This is a genomic window from Nocardioides caldifontis, assembly GCF_008087345.1.
Taxonomy (GTDB): Bacteria; Actinomycetota; Actinomycetes; order Propionibacteriales; family Nocardioidaceae; genus Marmoricola_A; species Marmoricola_A caldifontis.
The window spans coordinates 149651-170127 of the sequence record NZ_ML701735.1 but is presented as its reverse complement, the minus strand read 5'-3'; the positions used below and the strand labels follow the sequence as shown (position 1 = coordinate 170127).

General features: G+C 74.2%; 17 protein-coding genes. 10 read left to right on the top strand and 7 right to left on the bottom strand.

The features are described from left to right. Positions 1-90: 90 nt before the first annotated feature. The 4 genes from FIP57_RS00820 to FIP57_RS00805 all read left to right on the top strand — a co-directional run bounded on the left by FIP57_RS00820 (position 91) and on the right by FIP57_RS00805 (position 3825). Complete coding sequence (locus FIP57_RS00820) at positions 91-786, top strand: hypothetical protein (protein WP_148570966.1); 696 nt, start codon at positions 91-93, stop codon at positions 784-786. Positions 787-1227: 441 nt separating this feature from the next. Beyond that, positions 1228-1842, top strand: a complete 615-nt coding sequence (gene hpf / locus FIP57_RS00815; RefSeq protein ID WP_148570964.1) for a ribosome hibernation-promoting factor, HPF/YfiA family — start codon at positions 1228-1230, stop codon at positions 1840-1842. Positions 1843-1954: 112 nt separating this feature from the next. Further along, positions 1955-2644 carry a response regulator gene (locus FIP57_RS00810; protein ID WP_275266122.1) on the top strand — a complete coding sequence of 230 codons (690 nt, stop codon included), beginning with the start codon at positions 1955-1957 and terminating at the stop codon, positions 2642-2644. Next, positions 2641-3825: a winged helix-turn-helix domain-containing protein gene (locus FIP57_RS00805; protein ID WP_203230975.1), complete on the top strand. Its 1185-nt coding sequence runs from the start codon at positions 2641-2643 to the stop codon at positions 3823-3825. The genes FIP57_RS00810 and FIP57_RS00805 overlap by 4 nt, the downstream gene beginning before the upstream one ends. On the opposite strand, the gene FIP57_RS00800 is transcribed toward FIP57_RS00805, so the two are convergent. Genes FIP57_RS00800 through FIP57_RS00790 form a run of 3 tightly spaced genes read right to left on the bottom strand, consistent with a single transcriptional unit; the run spans position 3804 to position 9768 of the window. Beyond that, the gene (locus FIP57_RS00800; protein WP_148570960.1) at positions 3804-5705 is read right to left on the bottom strand and encodes an FAD-dependent monooxygenase; all 1902 of its coding nucleotides are present in this window, start codon (positions 5703-5705) and stop codon (positions 3804-3806) included. The two genes, FIP57_RS00805 and FIP57_RS00800, sit on opposite strands and share 22 nt — an antisense overlap. Before the next feature lie 3 nt (positions 5706-5708). Continuing rightward, positions 5709-8999, bottom strand: coding sequence for an ATP-binding protein (locus FIP57_RS00795; RefSeq protein ID WP_148570958.1), 3291 nt, complete (start codon positions 8997-8999; stop codon positions 5709-5711). A gap of 58 nt (positions 9000-9057) precedes the next feature. Next, a complete protein-coding gene (locus FIP57_RS00790; protein WP_148570956.1) occupies positions 9058-9768 on the bottom strand; it encodes a class I SAM-dependent methyltransferase in 711 nt (236 codons plus the stop codon). 144 nt (positions 9769-9912) lie between these two features. Here FIP57_RS00790 and secA point away from each other — a divergent pair, with 144 nt between their 5' ends. Then, the gene (gene secA, locus FIP57_RS00785; protein WP_148570954.1) at positions 9913-12705 is read left to right on the top strand and encodes a preprotein translocase subunit SecA; all 2793 of its coding nucleotides are present in this window, start codon (positions 9913-9915) and stop codon (positions 12703-12705) included. 280 nt (positions 12706-12985) lie between these two features. Here the strand turns inward: secA and FIP57_RS00780 are convergent, their stop codons facing one another. Together FIP57_RS00780 and FIP57_RS23500 are read right to left on the bottom strand one after the other, a co-directional pair. Next, on the bottom strand, positions 12986-13501 hold the full coding sequence (locus FIP57_RS00780; RefSeq protein ID WP_148570952.1) for an Rv3235 family protein: 516 nt from the start codon (positions 13499-13501) through the stop codon (positions 12986-12988). Further along, entirely contained in the window at positions 13498-14184 is a 687-nt protein-coding gene (locus FIP57_RS23500; protein WP_203230974.1) for a LysM peptidoglycan-binding domain-containing protein, read from the bottom strand. Before FIP57_RS23500 ends, FIP57_RS00780 begins: the two co-directional genes overlap by 4 nt. 92 nt (positions 14185-14276) lie before the next feature. Between FIP57_RS23500 and FIP57_RS00770 the strand changes: the two genes are divergently transcribed. Next, on the top strand, positions 14277-14882 hold the full coding sequence (locus FIP57_RS00770) for a hypothetical protein (protein WP_238993193.1): 606 nt from the start codon (positions 14277-14279) through the stop codon (positions 14880-14882). A gap of 3 nt (positions 14883-14885) precedes the next feature. Here FIP57_RS00770 and FIP57_RS00765 read toward each other — a convergent pair whose 3' ends face one another. Further along, positions 14886-15128: a helix-turn-helix domain-containing protein gene (locus FIP57_RS00765; RefSeq protein WP_148570950.1), complete on the bottom strand. Its 243-nt coding sequence runs from the start codon at positions 15126-15128 to the stop codon at positions 14886-14888. A gap of 110 nt (positions 15129-15238) precedes the next feature. On the opposite strand from FIP57_RS00765, the gene FIP57_RS00760 reads away from it, so the two are divergent. Next, positions 15239-15904 carry an SAF domain-containing protein gene (locus FIP57_RS00760; RefSeq protein WP_162529638.1) on the top strand — a complete coding sequence of 222 codons (666 nt, stop codon included), beginning with the start codon at positions 15239-15241 and terminating at the stop codon, positions 15902-15904. Between the two features lie 2 nt (positions 15905-15906). Further along, positions 15907-17220 carry a CpaE/TadZ family protein gene (locus FIP57_RS00755; protein ID WP_148570946.1) on the top strand — a complete coding sequence of 438 codons (1314 nt, stop codon included), beginning with the start codon at positions 15907-15909 and terminating at the stop codon, positions 17218-17220. Here FIP57_RS00755 and FIP57_RS00750 read toward each other — a convergent pair. Beyond that, entirely contained in the window at positions 17199-18515 is a 1317-nt protein-coding gene (locus tag FIP57_RS00750; RefSeq protein WP_238993192.1) for a hypothetical protein, read from the bottom strand. The genes FIP57_RS00755 and FIP57_RS00750 overlap by 22 nt on opposite strands. Before the next feature lie 89 nt (positions 18516-18604). On the opposite strand from FIP57_RS00750, the gene FIP57_RS00745 reads away from it, so the two are divergent. Next, positions 18605-19987 (top strand): WS/DGAT/MGAT family O-acyltransferase, encoded by a 1383-nt coding sequence (locus FIP57_RS00745; protein ID WP_148570944.1) that lies wholly within the window; start codon positions 18605-18607, stop codon positions 19985-19987. Positions 19988-19995: 8 nt separating this feature from the next. Beyond that, entirely contained in the window at positions 19996-20475 is a 480-nt protein-coding gene (locus FIP57_RS00740; RefSeq protein ID WP_203230973.1) for a DUF6912 family protein, read from the top strand. Positions 20476-20477 lie beyond the last annotated feature (2 nt).

Here is a 20477-nt window from a genome sequence, read left to right as displayed (position 1 = left end):
GTGTCCCTGGTGCCCGGGACACCGCCCGCCGGAACGTCTGCCCCGTCGACGACGGATCGACCTTCCGGACCTCAACGAGGAGCAGCAACCATGACCACCACCATCCCCACCCCCACCGCCACGCAGGCCGACACCACCCGCCGCGGCCGAGGTCGCTGGCCCCTGGTCGGCGTCGCCGCCGGCGTCGGCGCGATCGTCGCCACGCTGGTCCTCGACATCCACCCCACCGACTGGTCCCTCGACGACCCCTACACCGGTGAGGTCGTCGACCAGCTCAGCTCGGGCAAGGCGCACGCCAGCGTCGTCGTGGGGTACGTCGTCGTGGGGCTGCTCCTGGTGCTGGCCGCGGCCTGGCGGCGCCACGTCGAGCCGCGGGCGGAGCAGAGCACGGCGGCGCGCGTCGTACCCCTCGGGCTGACGGCCGCGGCCGGCGCCCTCTCCCTCGGGTACGGGTGGCGTGGCGCGCTCGGGCTCTACTCCTCGGGCGGCCAGGAGGAGGGCGGCTTCGACCGGGCCGGCCTCTACGTCTACTACGTGCTCAACGACTTCGGCGCCTACATCGGCTACCTGGGGCTCACCGTCGCCGCCCTCGCGGTGGCCTGGATGGCGCTCAAGGAGCGGCTCGTCTCGCGGTGGATCGGCGCGTTCAGCCTCGTGACGACGCTGCCCGTGTTCCTGACGGTCGGGCTGTTCGGCCTCCCGGGGTTCCCCGGCGTGGTCAGCGGCCTGTGGCTGGTCGTGACCTGCGCCGGGCTCGCCTTCGGCCGCAGCGCGGTCAACCGCTGACACCCCCTCCGGAACGGCCCGCCGGCACCCCGGCGGGCCGTTCCTTTCGTGCGTTTCGCACCCTTCACTTCCTAACCGGGGCCGGGCCGACTAGCGTCTGTGCATGGAGTCCGTCCGGGTCCGTGGTTGCGCCGGAGGACGAGGCGCGGGCCCCTGGTCCGCTGTCGCGTCCCCCCGGTTAGCCGATGCCAGTCGCAGGCGAAACGGTCCACGTAAGACGCGTCCCGCGCTCCTGTGGGGCTGCGGGCCGTCGATCACGGTGCGGCTTAGAAGTAAGTCCTGCCGTCCCGGCACCGCCAGATGCGGTGTCACGGGCGAGAAGGTGGGTAGTGGCGGAGAAGCTGCGAGAGCCTCAGCAGGCGGTTGTGGGGTCGAAGACCAGGTCGGCCGGGCGGGCTCCGCCACCATGTCCGCACGTCGGAACGAGCCACGGAGGTACGGATGGACGTCGTCGTCAAGAGCCGCAACTGCGAGGTCACGGACCGGTTCCGGGAGCACGCGCAGGAGAAGCTGCTGCGGCTCGAGAAGCACGACCACCGGATCATCCGCGTCGAGGTGGAGGTCGAGCTCGAGAAGAACCCCAAGCTCGCCGACCACGCCGTCTCCGTCCAGCTGACCGCGATCTCCAGGGGCCCGGTGATCCGCGCCGAGGCCCGCGCGTCCGACAAGCTCACCGCGCTCGACCAGGCGCTCGACCGGATGGCCGCCCAGATGCGGCGCGCCGCCGACCGCAAGCGGATCCACCGTGGCCGCCACACCCCGGTCTCGGTCGCCCAGGCGCTCGCGGGGCTCGACGTGGCCACCGACGAGGAGCCGGAGGAGCCGGAGGCCGTCGAGCGCCAGGTCGGCCCGATCACCGTGATGGGCGAGGGGCCGCTCGTGGTCCGCGAGAAGACCCACAGCGCGGCCCCGATGACGCTCGACCAGGCGCTCTACGAGATGGAGCTGGTCGGGCACGACTTCTTCCTGTTCGTCGACAAGGACAGCCAGCGCCCGTCGGTCGTCTACCGGCGCAAGGGCTACGACTACGGGGTGATCTCGCTCGACGTGGCGTGACTCGGTCCGGTGGGCCCGAGTCGGGCGGACCAGGGTCCCCGATTCTGGACGCGTGACCGCGACGTCGTGCGAAGCCCTGAACGGACTAGCCCGAACGTGCCATGATTCCGGGGTGTCCAACCCGCAGATCCCGCCCCGTGCGGCGCAGTCCGGAATCAGGGTCCTGGTCGTGGACGACCAGGAGCTGTTCCGTCGCGGCCTGACCATGTTGCTCAACGTCGAGACCGACATCGAGGTGGTGGGGGAGGCGGCCGACGGCGCGTCGGCCGTGCGGTTGGCCACCGACATGGCGCCCGACGTCGTGCTGATGGACGTCCGGATGCCGCGGCAGACCGGGATCGAGGCGTGCACCGCGATCAAGGACGCCGCCCCCAACGCCCGGATCATCATGCTCACCGTCAGCGACGAGGAGGCCGACCTCTACGAGGCGGTGAAGAACGGCGCGTCCGGCTACCTCCTCAAGGACTCCTCGATCGAGGAGGTCGCGCAGGCGGTGCGGGTCGTCGCCGACGGCCAGTCGCTGATCAGCCCCTCGATGGCGATCAAGCTGCTCGACGAGTTCAAGCAGATGTCGCGGACCGACCGCTCGAGCGTCCCGACCCCGCGGCTCACCGACCGTGAGCTCGAGGTGCTCCGGCTGGTCGCGCAGGGGCTCAACAACCGCGAGATCGCCAAGCAGCTGTTCATCAGCGAGAACACCGTGAAGAACCACGTGCGCAACATCTTGGAGAAGCTGCAGCTGCACTCCCGGATGGAGGCGGTCATGTACGCCGTGCGGGAGAAGCTGCTCGACATCCCGTGAGCTCGCTCTCCGGGGCTCAGGCCCGTCGCATCGCGCTGGCGGCCCAGGGGTTCCGCGACCCGCGCCACGCGGTGCCGACGATGCGCACCCTGGTCCGTGCCCTGCGCCGCACCTCGGTGCTCCAGATCGACTCCGTCAACGTCCTCCAGCGGGCGCACTACATGCCGGTGTGGTCACGCACCGGCAGCTACGACGTCGACCTGCTGCGCCGGGCCGCGGAGGAGCGCCCGCGGCGGATGGTGGAGTACTGGGCGCACGTCGCCGCGTTCATGCCGGTCGACCTGTGGCCGGTGATGCGCCACCGGATGCGCCGCTACCGCGACGAGGGCCACGAGTGGGTCGGGCTCCCGACGAACCGCCGGCTCGCGGACTCGCTGCTGGCGGAGATCGCCGAGCGCGGCGCCTCCACGGCCCGGTCGCTCGACGACGGGCTGCCGCGGACGCGCACCGACTGGGGGTGGAACTGGTCGGCGACGAAGCAGACCTTGGAGTACCTCTTCCTCGCCGGCGAGGTCGCGGTCGCCGGCCGGACCCAGCAGTTCGAGCGGCTCTACGACCTGCCCGAGCGCGTGGTCCCGCGCGAGCACCTCGAGGCGCCCGAGCCGACCGTCGAGGAGGCCGCCCGGGAGCTGGTCCGCCGGGCCGCACGGTCGCACGGCGTCGCCACGGCCGCGTCGCTGCGTGACTACTTCCGGATGTCGCCCCAGCTCACGACCCCGGCGATCGACAGCCTCGTCGAGGACGGCGAGCTGGTGCCGGTGACGGTCGAGGGGTGGGGGCGTCCGGCGTACCTCCACCGAGACGCGGCGCTGCCGCGCCGGGTCGAGGCGTGCACGCTGCTCAGCCCGTTCGACCCGGTCGTGTGGGAGCGGGCGCGGACCGAGGCGATGTTCGGGTTCCGCTACCGCATCGAGATCTACGTCCCGGCCCCGAAGCGGGTGCACGGCTACTACGTGCTGCCGTTCCTCCTCGGCGACCGGCTCGTCGGCCGGGTCGACCTCAAGGCCGACCGCGCCTCGGCCACGCTGCTGGTCAAGGCGGCGTACGCGGAGGAGCACGCGCCGCCCGAGACCGCGGAGCGGCTCGCGGGGGTCCTCGACGAGCTGGCCTCCTGGCTCGGGCTCGACCGGGTGGTCGTCGAGCCCCGGGGCGACCTGGCTCACGCGCTCGCGAAAGGGTAGGGCGAGAGCACCCGGAGGTAGGGCTCACCGTCGCCGGTCCACCTCATCGCCGTGATCTCCTCGAGGGTCCGCCGGCCGGTGATCGCCCGGAACAGCGGCTGCGGATCGCCGTGCAGGGTCGCGCCGGGAGCCCCCTCACCGCCGAGGAGCCACTCCCGCCCGCCGGCGACGAGCCGCAGCGGCGCCAGGCCGTGCCCGGCCACCCGCGCTCCCAGCCAGGCGCGGTAGAGGGCGAAGCCGGCCCGGGTCACCGGCGCGTCCTCGGGTGGTGCGCCGAGGGCATCGCGGAGGTCGTCGAGGTGCACCGCCAGGTCGGCGACCGGCGCGCCGACCAGCCACTCCGGCACGTCGCACGCCTCAGGGTCGCCCCGGCGCAGCGCGCAGACCAGGGCGTCCCCGTGGCGCTGGAGCTCGGCGAGCAGCGCGTCGGTGGTCAGGGCCCGACGCGTGGCGACGTGGCCTGCGGTCCACTCCTCGCGCCGGGCCGCGGCGGCCGGGTCGTCCGGGGCGTCCAGCGCCTCGGCGAAGTACGCGCCGCGGCGGGCGTCCGCGGCCCCGCCGACGAGGTGGGCCACCAGGTCGTGGACGGTCCACTCCGGGCACGCCGGGACGCGGCTGCCCATCACCGCCGGGTCCGCGGAGTCGAGCAGGTCGAGCACACGGCGGACGCCGTCCTCGTAGGCCGCGGCGGCCCGCCACCGCGCGCTCCGGGCGGGGGTGAGCACGTCGCGGACGCGGGTGCGCCGGGTGAAGGTGTCGAGGAACTGCTGGGTCGCGACGGGGTCGGCCGCGAGCCCGGCGTACGTCGGGGCGAGGCGGCGACCGGGAAGCCGGGCCGACCGGAAGGAGAACTCGAAGGGTTCGAGCGACCGGCGGTCGCGCCACTCCTGGTAGCCGTCGAGGGAGCCGTGCGCGACCAGCGACGCGGCGACGTGCTCGGCCTGCGCGAGCGCGTCGCCGATGCCCTGCCCGGTGGTCGGGTGCTTGACGTGGCCGGCGTCTCCCACGAGCGCCCAGCCGGGGCCGGCGGCTCGGCGGAAGAAGCCGCGCATCATGGTCTCGGGCGCGCGGACGACTGGGGAGACCAGCTCGGCGGTGGCGAGCAGCCGGGGGTTGAGGACCGCGGGGAACCCCTGGAGCGCGGTGCGGTAGCGCTCCTCGACCTCGGCGGCGGTGCCCCGCACCAGCTCGGGCGGACCGGCGACCGTGAGCAGGTGCAGCCCGTCCTCGCAGGGTGCAGCCATCAGCCCGGCCCGTTCGTGCATGTCGAAGCGGGCGCAGTCGGACGGCGGCAGCCCGCGCCAGTAGCCGACGAGCATCGCCAGCTCGCCGCGACGCTCCTCGGTCCGGGGGAGCCCGATGAGCCGGGCGACGGTCGACCGGTACCCGTCGGCGCCGACGACCCAGCGCGCGGTCAGCTGCCGACCGTCGGCGAGGACGACGCCCCGAGCCGGCTCCTCGGGGGTGCCGGCGCCGAGCAGCCCGGTCACGCTGCGCCCCGCGAGCAGGGTGGCGCCGGCCTCGACGGCGAGCTCGACCAGCACCGCGTCGAGGGTCACCCGTCGCACGCACAGGCACCGGTCGTGGCCGCCCACGGGGGTGAAGCTGCCGGCGACCTCGTGGCCGAGCACGCGCCAGGAGTAGGTCGCGGGGACGAGGACGTGGCGCTCGGCCAGCCGGTCGAGCGCGCCGAGCTCGTCGAGGAGCGTCAGGCCGTCGGGGAAGACCACGTGGGTCGAGGTGGTGTCGCTCGGGAAGGTCGCGCGGTCCACGAGCGCCACCCGCCAGCCGGCACGGGCCAGCCGGGTCGCGAGGGTCGCTCCGCCGACGCGGGCGCCGACCACGACGGCGTCGAAGAGGGGGGAGGGGTTCGCGTCCATCGCTCAACCGTGGACGTCGCCCGTTGAGGTCCCGTTGAGCCCGGCCCGCAGCCGCAGCGCCTCCGCGCGGCGCCACGGCAGCCGGTACGCGGTGAACGTGGCCACTGCCTCCGTCGCCGCCCGTTCCGCTGCCGAGGAGTCACCCGAGCGGAGCGCGGCGGCGGCGCGGGCGAGCTGCACCTCGCCGGCCAGCCCGCGCCAGTCCGCCTGCCGCACCAGCTCCTCGCAGCGGGCCAGGTGGTCGGCGGCGCCGTCCGCCGAGAGGCACGCCAGCCGGGCGCGCAGCCAGAGCTCGCTCGGGAGCTGCGGGGCGGCCACCGCCACCTCGAGGGCGTCGCCGAGCACCTGCACCGCGCGGCGGTCGTCACCGAGGGCGTGCAGTGCCTCGCCGAGCCAGCGGGCGTTGAGCACGGCGTCGTGGCGGTCGCCGGTGGCGAGGTCGCGCTCGAGGGCCGCCTGCCAGTCGGCGGCGGCCTCCTCCCGCTCGCCCTGGAGGAACCGGACCAGCCGCCGTCCGACGGCGTCGGCGGGCAGCGCCTCCGCGGCCCGGGCAGCGGCGTCGAGCTCCCCGGTCTCGGCGAGGGCGAGGACGAGCTGGTCGACGAGGGCGTGGTGCGGGTGCTCGAGGGCCTCGAGACGTGGCTGGCCGAGGGCGCGGCGGCACCAGGAGCGTCCTTGCGACGGGTCGCCGAGGTAGACCGTGCAGACCAGGGCGGCCGCGTTGGCCACGGGCCAGCCGGGTGCGGGGTCGCCGAGGTCGCGGACGGCGGCCCAGGTCTCCTCGAGGCGGGCCAGCGCCTCCTCCGGGTGCCCGAGGTCGAGGGCGTGCCACCCCCGGCCCCACCCTGCGGCCGCCGCGAGGTCGGTGCGGCCGGAGCCGCGCGCGAGGGCGGCGCACCGCTCGGCGGAGGCGCCGAGGACACCGGTGTCGAGGGCGAGCATCGCGGCCCCCATGCGGCCGCGGTGCAGGTGCGGGGCGTCGTCGGGGTGGGCGAGGAGCCGCTCGGCCGCATCGAAGTGCTCCAGCGACCGGGTCACGTCCATCCCCTGGTGCGGCACGGACAGCGCGCCACCGAGCCAGCTCTGCACCCGGCCGGCGGCTTCGGTGTCGCCGAGGGAGAGGTACGTCGCCAACGCCTGCTCCAGCAGCTCGACCGTCCGGCCGTACCCTCGGCCCGACCGCATCCGCAGCCGCGCCACCTCGACCTCGGCGTCCGCCTGCTCGCGGGCCGGCCTCGTCCGCGCGAGCAGCGGCAGCCTCGCCTCCGCGAGCCGGACCGCCTCCTCGTAGCCGAAGCCCGCCGCCGCCAGCCGCGCCGCCCGGCCCAGCAGCTCCGCCGCCTCGTCGGGGTCGGCCGCCGGCCCCGCGGCCGTGACGTGACCTGCCGCCGCGATGACGTCCGCGTCCGTGGGTGCGCCCTCGAGCAGCGCCCCGGCGACCCGCAGGTGCAGCCGCCGGCGGCGCGGTGCGGGGACCTCGTCGTGCACCGCCTCGCGCACCAGCTCGTGGGGGAAGGCGTAGCCGCCGGCCCACGACGAGCCGCTCTCCACGACGAAGCCGGCGGCGAGCGCCGCCTCGAGCGCCTCCACCACCTCCTCCTCGGAGCGGTCGAGCAGCGCGCCGAGCCGGTCGAGCTCGACCTCGCGCCCGAGCACCGCGGCGACCGACAGTGACTCCCGGGTGGACTCCGGCAGCCCGCGGAGCCGGTGGCGCAGCACGTCCCGGACGCCGGCCGGGAGCCGGGGGCCGAGGTGGCCGGCGACGACGTCGGCGGGGTCGAGGTCGCGGAGCAGCTCGGAGGCGAAGAACGGGTTGCCGCCGGTCTGCTCCTGCAGCCCGGCGACGAGCCGCTCCGGCACCCGCGTGACGCCGGGGTGCACGGCGCGGACGAGCGCAGCGAGGTCGGTCGGGCCGAGAGGAGTGGGGGAGAGCCGCTGCGCGGTCGCCGCCCGAGGGTGCACGAGCACGTCGGCCAACGGGCCGTGCCGGCTCCCCGGGGGGTCGCGGTAGCAGAGGACGAGCAGCGCCCTGGCCGGCAACCTCGTCACCGCCGTCCGGAGCAGCGACGAGTCGCCGCCGTCGATCCGCTCGGCGTCCTCCACGACGACGAGCACCGGACGCTCGGCCGCCAGCGCGGCCAGCAACCACGGGAGCGCGGTGGGGCCCTGGCCCGCCTCGGGGGGAGCGGACGCCAACAGCTCCTGCGCACGCCGGCTGCTCGCCACGGCGGAGCCCGAGGCGGTGTACGGCGCGCCCTCCTCGCACCGCCCTACCAGCACGGTGGCGCCGTCACGCGACGCGGCGTGGGCAACCTCGGCGACCAGCCTGGACTTGCCCGCTCCCGGAGGGCCGCTGACGAGGAGCAGCTCCCGGCCGCCGGCGCACGCGTCCCGCCAGACCTGCAGGGCTCGGCCGAGCTCGGCCTCGCGACCGACGAGCGGCGTGCGTCGGAGCGCGTCGAGGACGGCGTCCCCGGGATCCTGGACCGGCGCGGCCGCCGGTGCGACGGCACGGGGGGCGCCGAGCGACGGGTCCTGCCGCAGCACGGCGCGCTCCAGCTCCTGCAGCTCCGGCCCGGGGTCGAGACCGAGCTCGTCGGCCAGCCGGCGGCGGGTGGTGGCGCAGACCTCGAGCGCCTCCGCCTGGCGCCCGGACCGGTACAGCGCCAGGACCAGCAGAGCCGAGAACCGCTCCCGGAACGGGTGCTCGGCCACCAGCCCCCGGAGCCTGCCGGTCACCTCCTGGTGCCGGCCGAGGGCGAGGGCCGCCGTCGCCGCGGTCTCCTCGGCGACCGCCCGGAGCTCCTCGAGCCGGGCGACGGCCGCGGTGGCGAACTCCGGAGGGCCCAGGTCGGCGAGCGGCTCCCCGCGCCAGAGGTCGAGGGCCCGACCGAGGAGGGTGGCCGCGCGCTCGGGGTCGCCCAGGGCGAGGGCCTCCTGGCCCGAGTGCACCAGCCGCTCGAACAGCTCGGCGTCGAGCGCCTCCTGGTCGAGCGCGAGCGCGTAGCCGCCGGCCGAGGTGGTCAGCGTCCCGTCCGCTCCTGCCGCCGCGAGCACCCGCCGCACGGTCGCGACGTGGGTACGGAGCGTGGTTGCCGCCCCGTCGCCGGCGTCCTCGCCCCACAGGGCGGTGACCAGCCGGGCCGCGGCGACCGGCCGTCCCGGGTGGAGCAGCAGCATCGCGAGGAGCTCGCGGGGGCGCGGCCCGCCGAGCGGCACCGGCACTCCGGCGGCGTCGACCACCGTCAACGCGCCGAGGATCCGGAAGCGGGGCCCCGCTTCGAGCGCGCCCACGCTCGGCAACCTAGCCCCGCGACCGCTCGGCGGGGTAGCGGCGCGGCGGGTGGCCCGGTCAGCTCCGTCGCGCGGTGAGCAGGAGGTAGTCCCACTCGAGGAGCCCGCCCCACGACATGTGGTCGCGTGCGAGGTCGGCGAGGAGCCGGTCGAGCGCGGTGACGCGGGACGGCTGGTCGGCGACGGTGCGGTACGCCGCGGCCGTGGGCTCGTGCTCGTGCCGGAGGTGTTCCCGCAGCTCGCGGGGGGTGGCGAACCGGTCGACCAGCAGCGCGGGCCGCGCGCGGACGACCCGGTCCACCCGGTCGCCGAGCAGCGCCAGCACGTGGTCGGCGTCGCCCCACAGCGCCGGCGACGCCCCGTCGGCGAGCCCGGCCGGGAGGAACGGCTGGACGCTGGTCAGCACCTGGCCCATGAACCCCTGCGGGGTCCAGCCCAGCAGGGCGAGCCGCCCGCCGCTCCGGGTCACCCGGACCATCTCGTCGACCGTACGCCGGTGGTCGGGGGCGAGGACGGCGCCCGGCCCCGCCACCGCGACGTCGAACGACCGGTCCGCGAAGGGGGCCGTCTCCTGGCGGTCCACCCGCCAGGACGCGACGCGTGCGCCGCGCACCGTGGCGGCGGCACCTGCGCTGCTCGTTCCGGCCGCGACGTCGAGGACCGTCTCGCCGGCGCCGACCCTCGCGGACCTGACCAGGACCTCGCCCAGCGGGGCGAGCAGGTCAGGTGAGGCGACGGGGGTGGGCCGGACGGCGGTCAGGGTGCTCATGGCTCGTTCCTTCCGTGGGGACGGCACGAGTCAAGAGCGGTCGCGTTGAGCCTCCGTTGAGCCTCCGTCAAGGCGGCGTGGACGGCCGGGACCAAGCCGTCCCAAGCCCTGTGGGGCTCGGGCTGCCTGGGTAGAGTGGCGGCCGTGCCAGCCATCATCGACAAGATCCTCCGCCTGGGCGAGGGAAAGATCCTCCGACAGCTGGAGGGGATCGCGAAGGCCGTCAACGCCATCGAGGACGACTTCGTCGCGATGAGCGACGAAGAGCTCCGCGGGATGACCGACGAGTTCAAGCAGCGGCTCGCCGACGGCGAGAGCCTCGACGACCTGATGCCCGAGGCGTTCGCGACGGTGCGGGAGGCGGCCCGCCGGGTCCTCGGCCAGCGCCACTTCGACGTGCAGCTGATGGGCGGCGCGGCGCTCCACCTCGGCAACATCGCGGAGATGAAGACCGGTGAGGGCAAGACCCTCGTCGCCACCCTCCCGTCGTACCTCAACGCGCTGACCGGCCGTGGGGTCCACGTGGTCACCGTCAACGACTACCTGGCCCGCTACCACGCCGAGTGGATGGGGCGCGTCCACCACTTCCTCGGGATGACCACCGGCGTCATCACCTCGAACATGCCGAAGGCCGAGCGCAAGGCGGCCTACGACTGCGACATCACCTACGGCACGAACAACGAGTTCGGCTTCGACTACCTGCGCGACAACATGGCCAACAGCCTGGACGAGTGCGTCCAGCGCGGCCACTACTTCTCGATCGTCGACGAGGTCGACTCGATCCTCATCGACGAGGCCCGCACGCCGCTGATCATCTCCGGCCCCACGCAGGAGGAGGTGAAGTGGTACCCGGAGTTCGCCAAGATCGCCGCCCGGATGGTCAAGGACGAGGACTACGAGGTCGACGAGAAGAAGCGCACGATCTCCGTCCTCGAGGGCGGGATCACCAAGGTCGAGGACTACCTCGGCATCGACAACCTCTACGACTCGGTCAACACGCCGCTGATCTCGTTCATGAACAACGCGATCAAGGCGAAGGAGCTGTTCCGCAAGGACAAGGAGTACGTCGTCCTCAACGGTGAGGTGCTCATCGTCGACGAGCACACCGGCCGCATGCTCCACGGCCGCCGCTACAACGAGGGGCTCCACCAGGCCATCGAGGCCAAGGAGGGCGTGCAGATCCGCGAGGAGTACCAGACCCTCGCCACGATCACGCTGCAGAACTACTTCCGCCTCTACGAGAAGCTCTCCGGCATGACCGGCACGGCGATGACCGAGGCCAGCGAGTTCGACAAGATCTACAAGCTCGGCGTCGTCCCGATCCCGACCAACCGGCCGATGGCCCGCGTCGACCAGCCCGACCTCGTCTACCGGACCGAGGAGGCGAAGTTCAACGCGGTCGCCGAGGACATCGCCGAGCGGCACGCCAAGGGGCAGCCGGTGCTCGTCGGCACCACCTCGGTCGAGAAGTCCGAGCGGCTTTCGAACCTCCTGCGCCAGAAGGGCGTCCCGCACTCGGTGCTGAACGCCAAGCAGCACGAGAACGAGGCGAAGATCGTCGCCCTCGCCGGCCACAAGGGCGCGGTCACGGTCGCCACGAACATGGCCGGTCGAGGCACCGACATCATGCTCGGCGGCTCGGTCGACTTCCTCGCCGACCTCGAGCTCCGCAACGCCGGCCTCGACCCGGTCGAGAACCCCGACGAGTACGACGCCGCCTGGCCCGACACCGTCGAGCGGATCAAGAAGCAGGTCGCCGCGGAGCACGACGAGGTCAAGGAGCTCGGCGGCCTCTACGTGCTCGGCACCGAGCGTCACGAGTCGCGGCGCATCGACAACCAGCTGCGCGGTCGCTCCGGCCGTCAGGGCGACCCGGGCGAGTCCCGGTTCTACCTGTCGCTCGAGGACGACCTGATGCGGCTGTTCAAGTCCGACTGGGTCGACTGGGTGCTCACCACCCTCAAGGTCCCCGACGACGTCCCGATCGAGAACAAGCGGGTCACGAACTCGATCGCGTCCGCGCAGGGCCAGGTCGAGTCGCAGAACTTCGAGTCCCGCAAGAACGTCCTCAAGTACGACGACGTGATGAGCCGGCAGCGCGAGGTGATCTACAAGGAGCGCCGCGCGGTCCTCGAGGGCGCCGACCTGCACGAGCAGGTGCGCTCGATGATCGACCAGGTCGTCGACTCCTACGTCAGCGGCGCGACCACCGGGTTCCCGGAGGAGTGGGACCTCGAGAAGCTGTGGACCGCCCTGCGGACCCTCTACCCGGTCTCGCTGCGCCTCGCCGACATCGAGGAGGAGGCGGGTGGCCGCGACGGGCTCGAGCGCGAGACGCTGATGGAGGCCGTCCGCGCCGACGCCCACCGCGCCTACGACGAGCGCGAGGCCCGCTTCGGCGACGAGGTCATGCGCGAGCTCGAGCGGCGGGTGCTGCTCTCGGTCCTCGACCGGAAGTGGCGCGAGCACCTCTACGAGATGGACTACCTGCGCGAGGGCATCGGGCTCCGGGCGTACTCCCAGCGCGACCCGCTCGTGGAGTACCAGCGCGAGGGCTTCGACATGTTCAACGCGATGATGGACGGCATCCGCGAGGAGTCGGTCGCGTTCCTGTTCAACCTCGACGTCCAGGTCGAGGAGGAGCCGGAGGAGGGCGAGGTCGAGGAGCTCCCGGAGGGCGTCGACGAGGAGGAGGTCGCCCAGCTCGCGCCGCTCTTCCGGAGCAAGGGGCTCGAGCCCCCGAAGCCGCCGGCCGACCTCACCTACACCGCCCCGTCCGAGACCGGCGAGACCGAGGTCCATCGCGAGGCGGCCGCTGCGGACGACCCGTTCGCGAACGTCGGCCGCAACGAGCTCTGCCCGTGCGGCTCGGGCAAGAAGTTCAAGCGGTGCCACGGCGCCCCCGGCGCGACCGGTCAGACCGCCCGCGTCGGCTGACCCTGCTGTGTGTTGAGCCGCCCCTCGTGGCGTGTGTCGTGTGTTGAGCCGCCCTTCGTGGCGCGGATGAGGGGCGTTCAGCCGATTGGTGTCACGTGGTGACACTGATCGGCTGACTGCTCCTTCTCGTGGGCCGCTGTGCCGTGGGTGAGCTCGTCGTACGGCGCGAGCCTCAACGTTCTTGCGAGACCACAAGGGGCGGCTCAACATCACGCTGGCGCGCCAGGAGGGGCGGTTCAACGATGACTCCTACGCGTTGAACCGCCACTCGTGGCGGAGGTCAGCCGAACTGGAGCACGGTGCAGAGCCACCGGTCGCCGTGGCGCTCCATGCGGAGGGCGACGGCGCGGGACCGGGCGCCGTGACGGACGTGCACGCTGACCTCCGCGGCGGTGGCCGAGGGGCGGCAGACGTGGACGCTGCGTACCTGGGGGCGCAGCCGGTCGGCCGGGCTGCGTAGGGCAGCGGAGCTTCCGCCGGTGGCCTCGCGGACCAGCCGGACCCTTCGCTCGAGGTCGCGGTACACCGCAGGGGCGGTCCACCGGACCAGCTGGCTCACCGGGCGCCGCCCCGCGAGGCACTCGACGACGGCCTGGGCGAGCCGGGCGGCCCATGCCCGGACCTCGGCGTCGCTGACCTGCTCGACGCGGGGCATCCCGGCGGTCCGCAGCTCGGGGGTCTCGGGGGGTGCGGGGGCCGGTGCCTCGAGCTCGAGCGCCAGCGTGCCCTGCACGGGGAACGGTGCCGGCTGTGCCGGTGCGAGCCGGGTGACCGTGGCCCGGGGGAGCGCGCTCACCGGTCCGCCCCCGTCAGCTCGGCGGGGATGCGGAGCACGGTGCCGGGACGGATCAGGTCCGGGTCCGGGCCGACCACGGCGCGGTTGGCGGCGTGCAGCAGCCGCGACCCCTCGGCGACGTCGGCGGTCGTGACCCGTGCATCGGCCTCGACGAGCAGCCGCTCGGCCAACCCCCAGAGCGTGTCGCCGGGACGGACCCGACGAACCGCGGACGGTGACGAGGGGGCCGACGGTGACGAGGGCGACGGCGACGACGACTGTCGCCGGGGATCCGGGCCGTCGTCCGTGACCCGGTCGGGGAGCAGCAGCCCGTCGAGCAGCCAGGCCGGGGGCCCGGCGGACTCGGCCCGGAGCTCCAGCGCCGGCTGCTGCGGCTCCACGGCGTACGCCGGACCGGCCAGCGTGCCCGCCGAGACGCACGCCGCCCCGAGCACCCCACGCAGCAGCACCGGCCGGAGGAGCCCGCCCGCCTGCACCGGCCCGCCGCGCACCTCGTCGAGGGCGACGACCACGAGGCAGAGCACGAGCCACGCCGACGCGAGCGCCGCCACCGCCGCACCGAGGACGACCAGCACCCCCGACAACCGGACGTCGAGCGCCGCGGACTCGGCACCCATCCGATCGAGCGCGGTCCGCACGGTCGGCCCGACCTCCCGGAACGCGGCGGCGGCACCGGCACCCACCAGCACCAAACCCGTGACACTGCGACGAAGTGGCGTGCTTTGGACCATCTCAACCCCTGACCCCGTTGTTTGACGACGTTTGCCGTTTCTACGTGTCGTTCGACGTCACGGTCAAGCGCAGGTCGGTGGCTGTTGACACGCTCCGGTGGCTGGGTGAGGGTTTCGGGGTGGGGTGGGAACGCGCGCTGCTCGAGCTCTTCGACGACCTGGAGCAGCAGGCGGAGGGGCTCGCCCTCGCCCAGCGGGACGCCGACGTCGCCGAGCTGGCCCGGGCGGAGTACTCCGAGGTCGACCTCGCCTCCAGGCTGCACGCCTCGGTCGGCCACGAGGTCGAGCTGACCGTTCTCGGCGCCGGGCCGGTCCGCGGCCGGCTCGGGCGGGTCGGCGCGGGGTGGTGCCTCGTCGTGAACGAGGGGCCCGGTCCGGACGCGGTGGTCTCCCTCTCTGCGCTGCTCGGTGCCCGCGGGCTGTCGCACGGCGCCCGCCCGGAGCCTCTCCGCGGCGTGGCGGCGCGGCTCGGCCTCGGCTCCGTGGTGCGCCGGCTGGCCGAGGAGGGCGGTCGCGTGACCGTCGTCCGCACCGACGGCGAGCGGCGGGGAGGGGTGCTGGCCCGCGTCGGCGCCGACTTCCTGGAGCTCGCCGAGGAGGGCCGGCTGGAGCTGGTGCCCTTCGCCGCGGTGGCCGTGCTGCGGGGGTGAGGGCTACTCGGAGACGCCCTCGGCGGCGGGCATCTTGCCCTGCTCGCGCAGCTGCTGCTGGGTCTCCTCGTACATCCGCTCGATGAACGCCTCGAGCTCTGAGGTCTCCACCCGCCACTGTCCGCGACCGCCCAGCTTGAGGGCCCGCAGCTCGCCCCGACGCACCAGCGCGGTGACCTGCGCGAGCGAGGTGTTCAGGATCTCCGCGACGTCGGGCAGCGTGAGGAACCGGGGAGTGGCGCTCATGGCGCCACTATGGCACTCCTGACGGCCGGAAGGAATCTTTACCTTCGTTTGGGGCGTTTCGAGCCCCTTTCGGTTTGGTGGACGGAGGGTGCGCACCTGATCATCGTGCGGTGAGCGCCCTGAGGACCCCCGCAGCCACCACGCCGACGTCGCCGCCGGCCACCCGGGGCCCGCGCCCGTCGTGGCGCGACCCGCGGCTGGCCGCCGGCCTCCTGCTGGTCTTCGGCTCGGTGCTCGTCGGCGCGAAGGTGCTCGCCGGCGCCGACGACACCGTCGCGGTGCTCACCGCCGCCCGCCCGCTCGCGAGCGGCCAGGAGCTGCGCGCCGACGACCTCGGGACGGTCCGGCTGCGCTTCGAGGACGAGGCGGAGGCGGACCGCTACCTCACCGGCGACGTCGACGCCGCGGTCGGCGCGGTGCTGGTCCGCCCGGTCGGCCAGGGCGAGCTCGTCCCACGCGCCGCGCTCGGAGGTACGACGGACGGGCTGGTCGAGCTCCCCCTGAGCGTGGACCCCGGCCGGGTCCCGAGCAGCGTGCGTGCCGGGTCGGTCGTCGACGTGTGGGCGACCGGCTCCGAGGAGACGGCCACCGATGAGCAAGCCGCCGAGAGGGTGCTGTCCGCGGTTCCGGTGCTGAGCGTCTCCCGCGGAGCCGGGACCCGCCAGGTCGTCGTGGGCGTGGCGGGCGACGACGAGGACCTGGTGGCCGGCGTGGTCGGCCGGCTCGGGGGCGAGGCCTCGGTGCTGGTCGTCGCGCGCTCCGGCGAGGACGGCTGAGCGTGGTGGCGACGGAGCGGGTCGGGGTGCTCCTGGCCGCCGGCCCGGCGGGCTGGGAGCCGGCGGCGGTCCGGGCGCTCTCTGCGGCGTCCCGGCGGGTGGTGCTCGTGCGGCGCTGCCTCGACGTGACCGACCTGCTCGCCGCGGCTGCTGCCGGCACGGCGCAGGTGGCGGTGGTCTCGGACCGGCTCACCGGGCTCGACGCCGACAGCGTGGCGCGCCTGGCGGGCTGCGGGGTGCGCACGGTCGCGGTCGTCGCGCCGCCGGCCGCCGACGCCCGGGGCGAGGAGCTCGTCGCGGCCCGTGCCCGGCTGCTGCGGATCGGGGTCGCCCGCGTGGTGGACGAGGGGAGCGTGGACTCGCTGCCCGACCACGTGGCGGCGGCCGTCCACCAGGAGCTCGGCGCCGGGCCGGCCCGGACGGTGGTCCCGCAGGTGGACGAGGTGCCCACGCGGAGTGGCGGGAGCGGCGGCGCCGACGGGCGCCTCGTCGCGGTCTGGGGCCCCCACGGTGCGCCGGGACGCACGACGGTCGCCGTCGGGCTGGCGGCCGAGGCAGCGGCCCGGGGCACCCGCACCCTGCTCCTCGACGCCGACCCCTACGGCGGGGCGGTCGCCCAGCACCTCGCCGTGCTCGACGAGGTGAGCGGGCTGCTGGCCGCCGTACGGCTGGCGAACGGCGGGGAGCTCGACGTCGCCACCCTCGCCGCGACGGCGCGGACCGTCGGCCCCGGGCTGCGGATCCTCAGCGGGCTGCCGCGGCCTCAGCGGTGGCGCGAGGTCCGGCCGCAGCCGTTCGAGGAGCTCCTCGGCGTGGCCACGGAGCTCGACCCGCTGGTGGTCGTCGACGCCGGCCCCGGGCTTCCCGACGACGTGGTCGACGCGTTCCCCGGCAGCCACCACCGCGACGACGTCAGCGTCGCGGCGCTGACCGCGGCCGAGGACGTCGTCGTCGTGGGCTCCGCCGACCCCTTGGGGCTGACCACCCTCGCCCGGGCCCTTCCGGAGCTGCTCGAGCTGCGCGGCGCCGAGGGGGTGCACGTGGTGGTGAACCGGATGCGTCCGTCGCTCGGCTGGTCGGAGGAGCAGGTGCGCACGCTGGTCCGCGGGGTGGCCGCGACGGCGCCGGTGACCTTCCTCCCGGAGGACCGGGTCGGTGCCGATCGCGCGCTCGTCTCGGGCCGCCCGCTGCCGGAGTCCGGTGACGGGCCGCTGCGCCGTGCGGTGGCTGCGCTCGCCGACGAGCTGCTCCCGGCAGCCTCGGTCGGAGCCGGGCGGTGGTGGCGCCGCCGGCGTCAGACGGTCAGCAGCAGGTAGAGCCCGCCGAGGGTGAACCCGACCATCACCACGAGCAGCGGGAGCTGGCCGGTGAGCTGGTGGCGCACCGGGAGCAGCTTCATCGCCCGGTCGTGCGCGGCGACGACGCCGAGGACGTGGCCGGCGACGATCGCCACCACCTTCGTGGTCGCGAGGAACCCGGGGTGAAGGGTGAGCCAGTAGTTCACCTGCAGGTCGGCGGTGCCGAGGTAGTCGGAGCCGTCGACCATCGGGTCGCTGAGGTAGACGAGCGTCTGCTGGCCCACCTCGACGAAGTAGTTCAGGTAGTGGGCCACCATGTAGCCGACCACGATCGGCACCAGCGAGTGCGCGAACAGCGCGGGCAGCCGGCCCCTTTCCTCGCCGGTCTCCGGAGGTGCCGCGACGGTGGCCGCGACGAACAGCGCTCCCACCATCGCGCAGAACACCACCAGCGCGACGGTGTTGAGCGGCACGTCGGGCAGGTCGGTCTCGGTGGTGAACCGCACCCACGCCAGCGAGTCCTGGAAGCTGTCGAAGGCGGTGCTGCCGAGCAGGACCGACACGGCCGCCACCAGCCCGGGCGCCGGCTCGATGGCGTCGAGGTTGCGCATCGGGCTGCGCCACACGAGGGTGCCGTCAGCGAGCCGCCCCCACGGAGAGAGGTGGCCGACGAGCGTCGAGTACGCCTCGAACGGGTCCGCCGCGGCGATCCACCGGTCCCCGAAGAGCGCGGCGCCGACGAGCACGATGACGAAGTACGCCGCGAACCACAGCCGGATCGTCCACAGGTAGTTCGACTCCGGGGCGACCAGCTCGAGCCACACGAACGCGAGCAGCCCCAGCGCCGCCGGCCACAGCCCGACCCAGCCCGGCAGCTCCACCATCCCCGTCGACGGGCGGCCGCCGGTCGCGCGGGAGAGCAGCCAGTGCACGCTGCGCACCGGGTTGACCGCCTTGTAGAACGGGCCGAACAGCAACGACGCCGGGACGACGCCCACCCACAGCAGCACGTAGACGACGCCGAACGTCGGGTTCGTCAGCCGGTCGGGGCCGGCCAGCGCCGCCCAGACCACGTATCCGGTGAACAGCAACCCGATCACCCGCGCGACCGCGGTGAGGGCACCGCTGTCGACCAGCCGGGCGAGCGGCCGGGGCACCGGGTGGCCCTGCGTGGCGGCGTCGAAGCGGGGGGTGCGCCAGGCGAGGACGAGGACCAGGAACGACACCGCGAGCGCGGCCGAACCGCCCGCGAGCGCGAACGGCATGGAGATCGGGAGGTCCGCGCTGCCGCCGATACCGTGCGCGAAGACCACGTCGAACCCCTTCTCGGACCGGGCAGCAGGAGACGTCTGTCAGAATCGCATGCGCACCACGACGACCGGGGAGAGGGGGCACGGGCACGATGGACCGGCTCCGCCCCGGCGACCTCGAGCTGCTGGCCGTCGACTCGGCCACCACGCCGATGCACCTCGCGACGCTGGAGGTCTTCGAGCCGCCCGAGGACGGGTTCGACCACCGTCGTCTCGTGTCGCTGGTGGCCGACCGGCTCGCCTTCGTGCCGCGCTACCGCCAGCGGCTGATGTCGGTGCCCGGGGGGTTCGTCCCGCCCGTCTGGGTCGACGACGACGACTTCGACCTGACCTACCACGTGCGGCAGTCCGCGCTCCCGCGGCCGGGGTCGATGGCCCAGCTCCAGGAGCTCGTGGGCCGCATCATCACCCGCCCGCTCGACCGCGCCCGGCCGCTGTGGGAGATGTACCTCATCGAAGGGCTCGACGACGGCCGCTTCGCGATCCTCGTCAAGTCCCACCAGACGCTCGTCGACGGCATCTCCACGATCGACCTCGGCCAGGTCATCCTCGACAACGACACCGTCGTGCGCGAGCGCGTCCCCGACGACTGGACCCCACGCCCCGAGCCGTCGGCCGCGGTGCTCGTCGCCGACGCGATCCGCGAGAAGGTCACCCATCCGCCGTCGGTGCTGCCGCTGGTCAAGCAGGGTGCGGAGGCCGTGGCCCGGCTGCTTCCGGTCGGAGGGTCCCGGCGGACCTCGCCGGAGTCCCCCTTGCAGGCCACGCTCTCGCAGCAACGCCGCTTCGTGACCGTCCGCACCGAGCTCGACGACTACCGCAAGGTGCGCCGGTTCCACGGCGGCACGGTCAACGACGTCGTGCTCGCCACGATCACCGGCGCGCTGCGGGCCTGGCTGATGACGCGGGCGGAGCCGGTGCACAGCAGCCGACAGCTCCGGGCGATGGTGCCGATGAGCATCCTCGACAAGGACCTCGAGCCGACGTCGCTGGGCAGCCAGGTGGTCGGCCACCTGCTGAACCTCCCGATCGGCGAGCCCAGCCCCGTCGTACGGCTCCACCAGGTGTCCTACGCGCTCAAGGCGCACAAGGAGACCGGCAAGGCGGTCTCGGCGCTCCGGCTGATCGGCGTCGGCGGCTTCGCGCCGACCACCTTCCACGCGCTCGGCGCACGCGTCGCGGCGAACGCCCCGCAACGGGGGTTCAACCTGGTCGTCACCAACGTGCCCGGACCGCAGTTCCCGTTGTACGCCGCGGGGGCGCGGATGCTCGAGAGCTACCCCGTCCAGCCGCTCCTCCCCGGCCAGGCCCTGGCGATCGGCGTGACGTCGTACGACGGCGGGGTGCACTACGGCATCACCGGTGACCGTGACGCGCTGCCCGACGTCGACGTGATCGCCCAGTGCATCGCCGAGGCGGTCGACGAGCTGGTCGACACCGTGTCCGAGACCCGACGCGCCCCCCGCGGCCGATGAGGGTCTACGTGCCGTGCAGCCCGAGGCTGCTGCGGGAGGCGGTCCTGCAGGGCGGGCTGGGCCCCGCACCGCTCGCCGGCCACGCGGTGACGCCGCGGCTGGCGGCCGAGCTGGGCTCCGAGGACGAGGAGGAGCTGGAGTTCGCGGCGATGACCGTGGCGTCGCTCGACGCCGTCCGGCTGCTCGCCCCTGACGAGCCCGCGGTCCGGGTCGTCGTGGCGGTCGACGTCGCCGACGGGCTCGTCCGGCCGCGGGAGGGCTCCGACGTCAGCGCGGTGACGCTCGAGCAGCCGGTGCCGCTGCGGCGGTTCGCCGCGGTGCACGTCGACTCCGACGCGGCGGCCGACGACGTGGCGGCTGCGCGGGCGGTCGCGCCGGACGACCCGGGGGAGGAGGAGGCGCTGGCGCGCTGCCTCGACCACGACCTGGAGTGGTACGCCGCCTCCGAGCTCGACGGCCTCGTGGAGCGCTGGGCTCCGACCTCCTGACC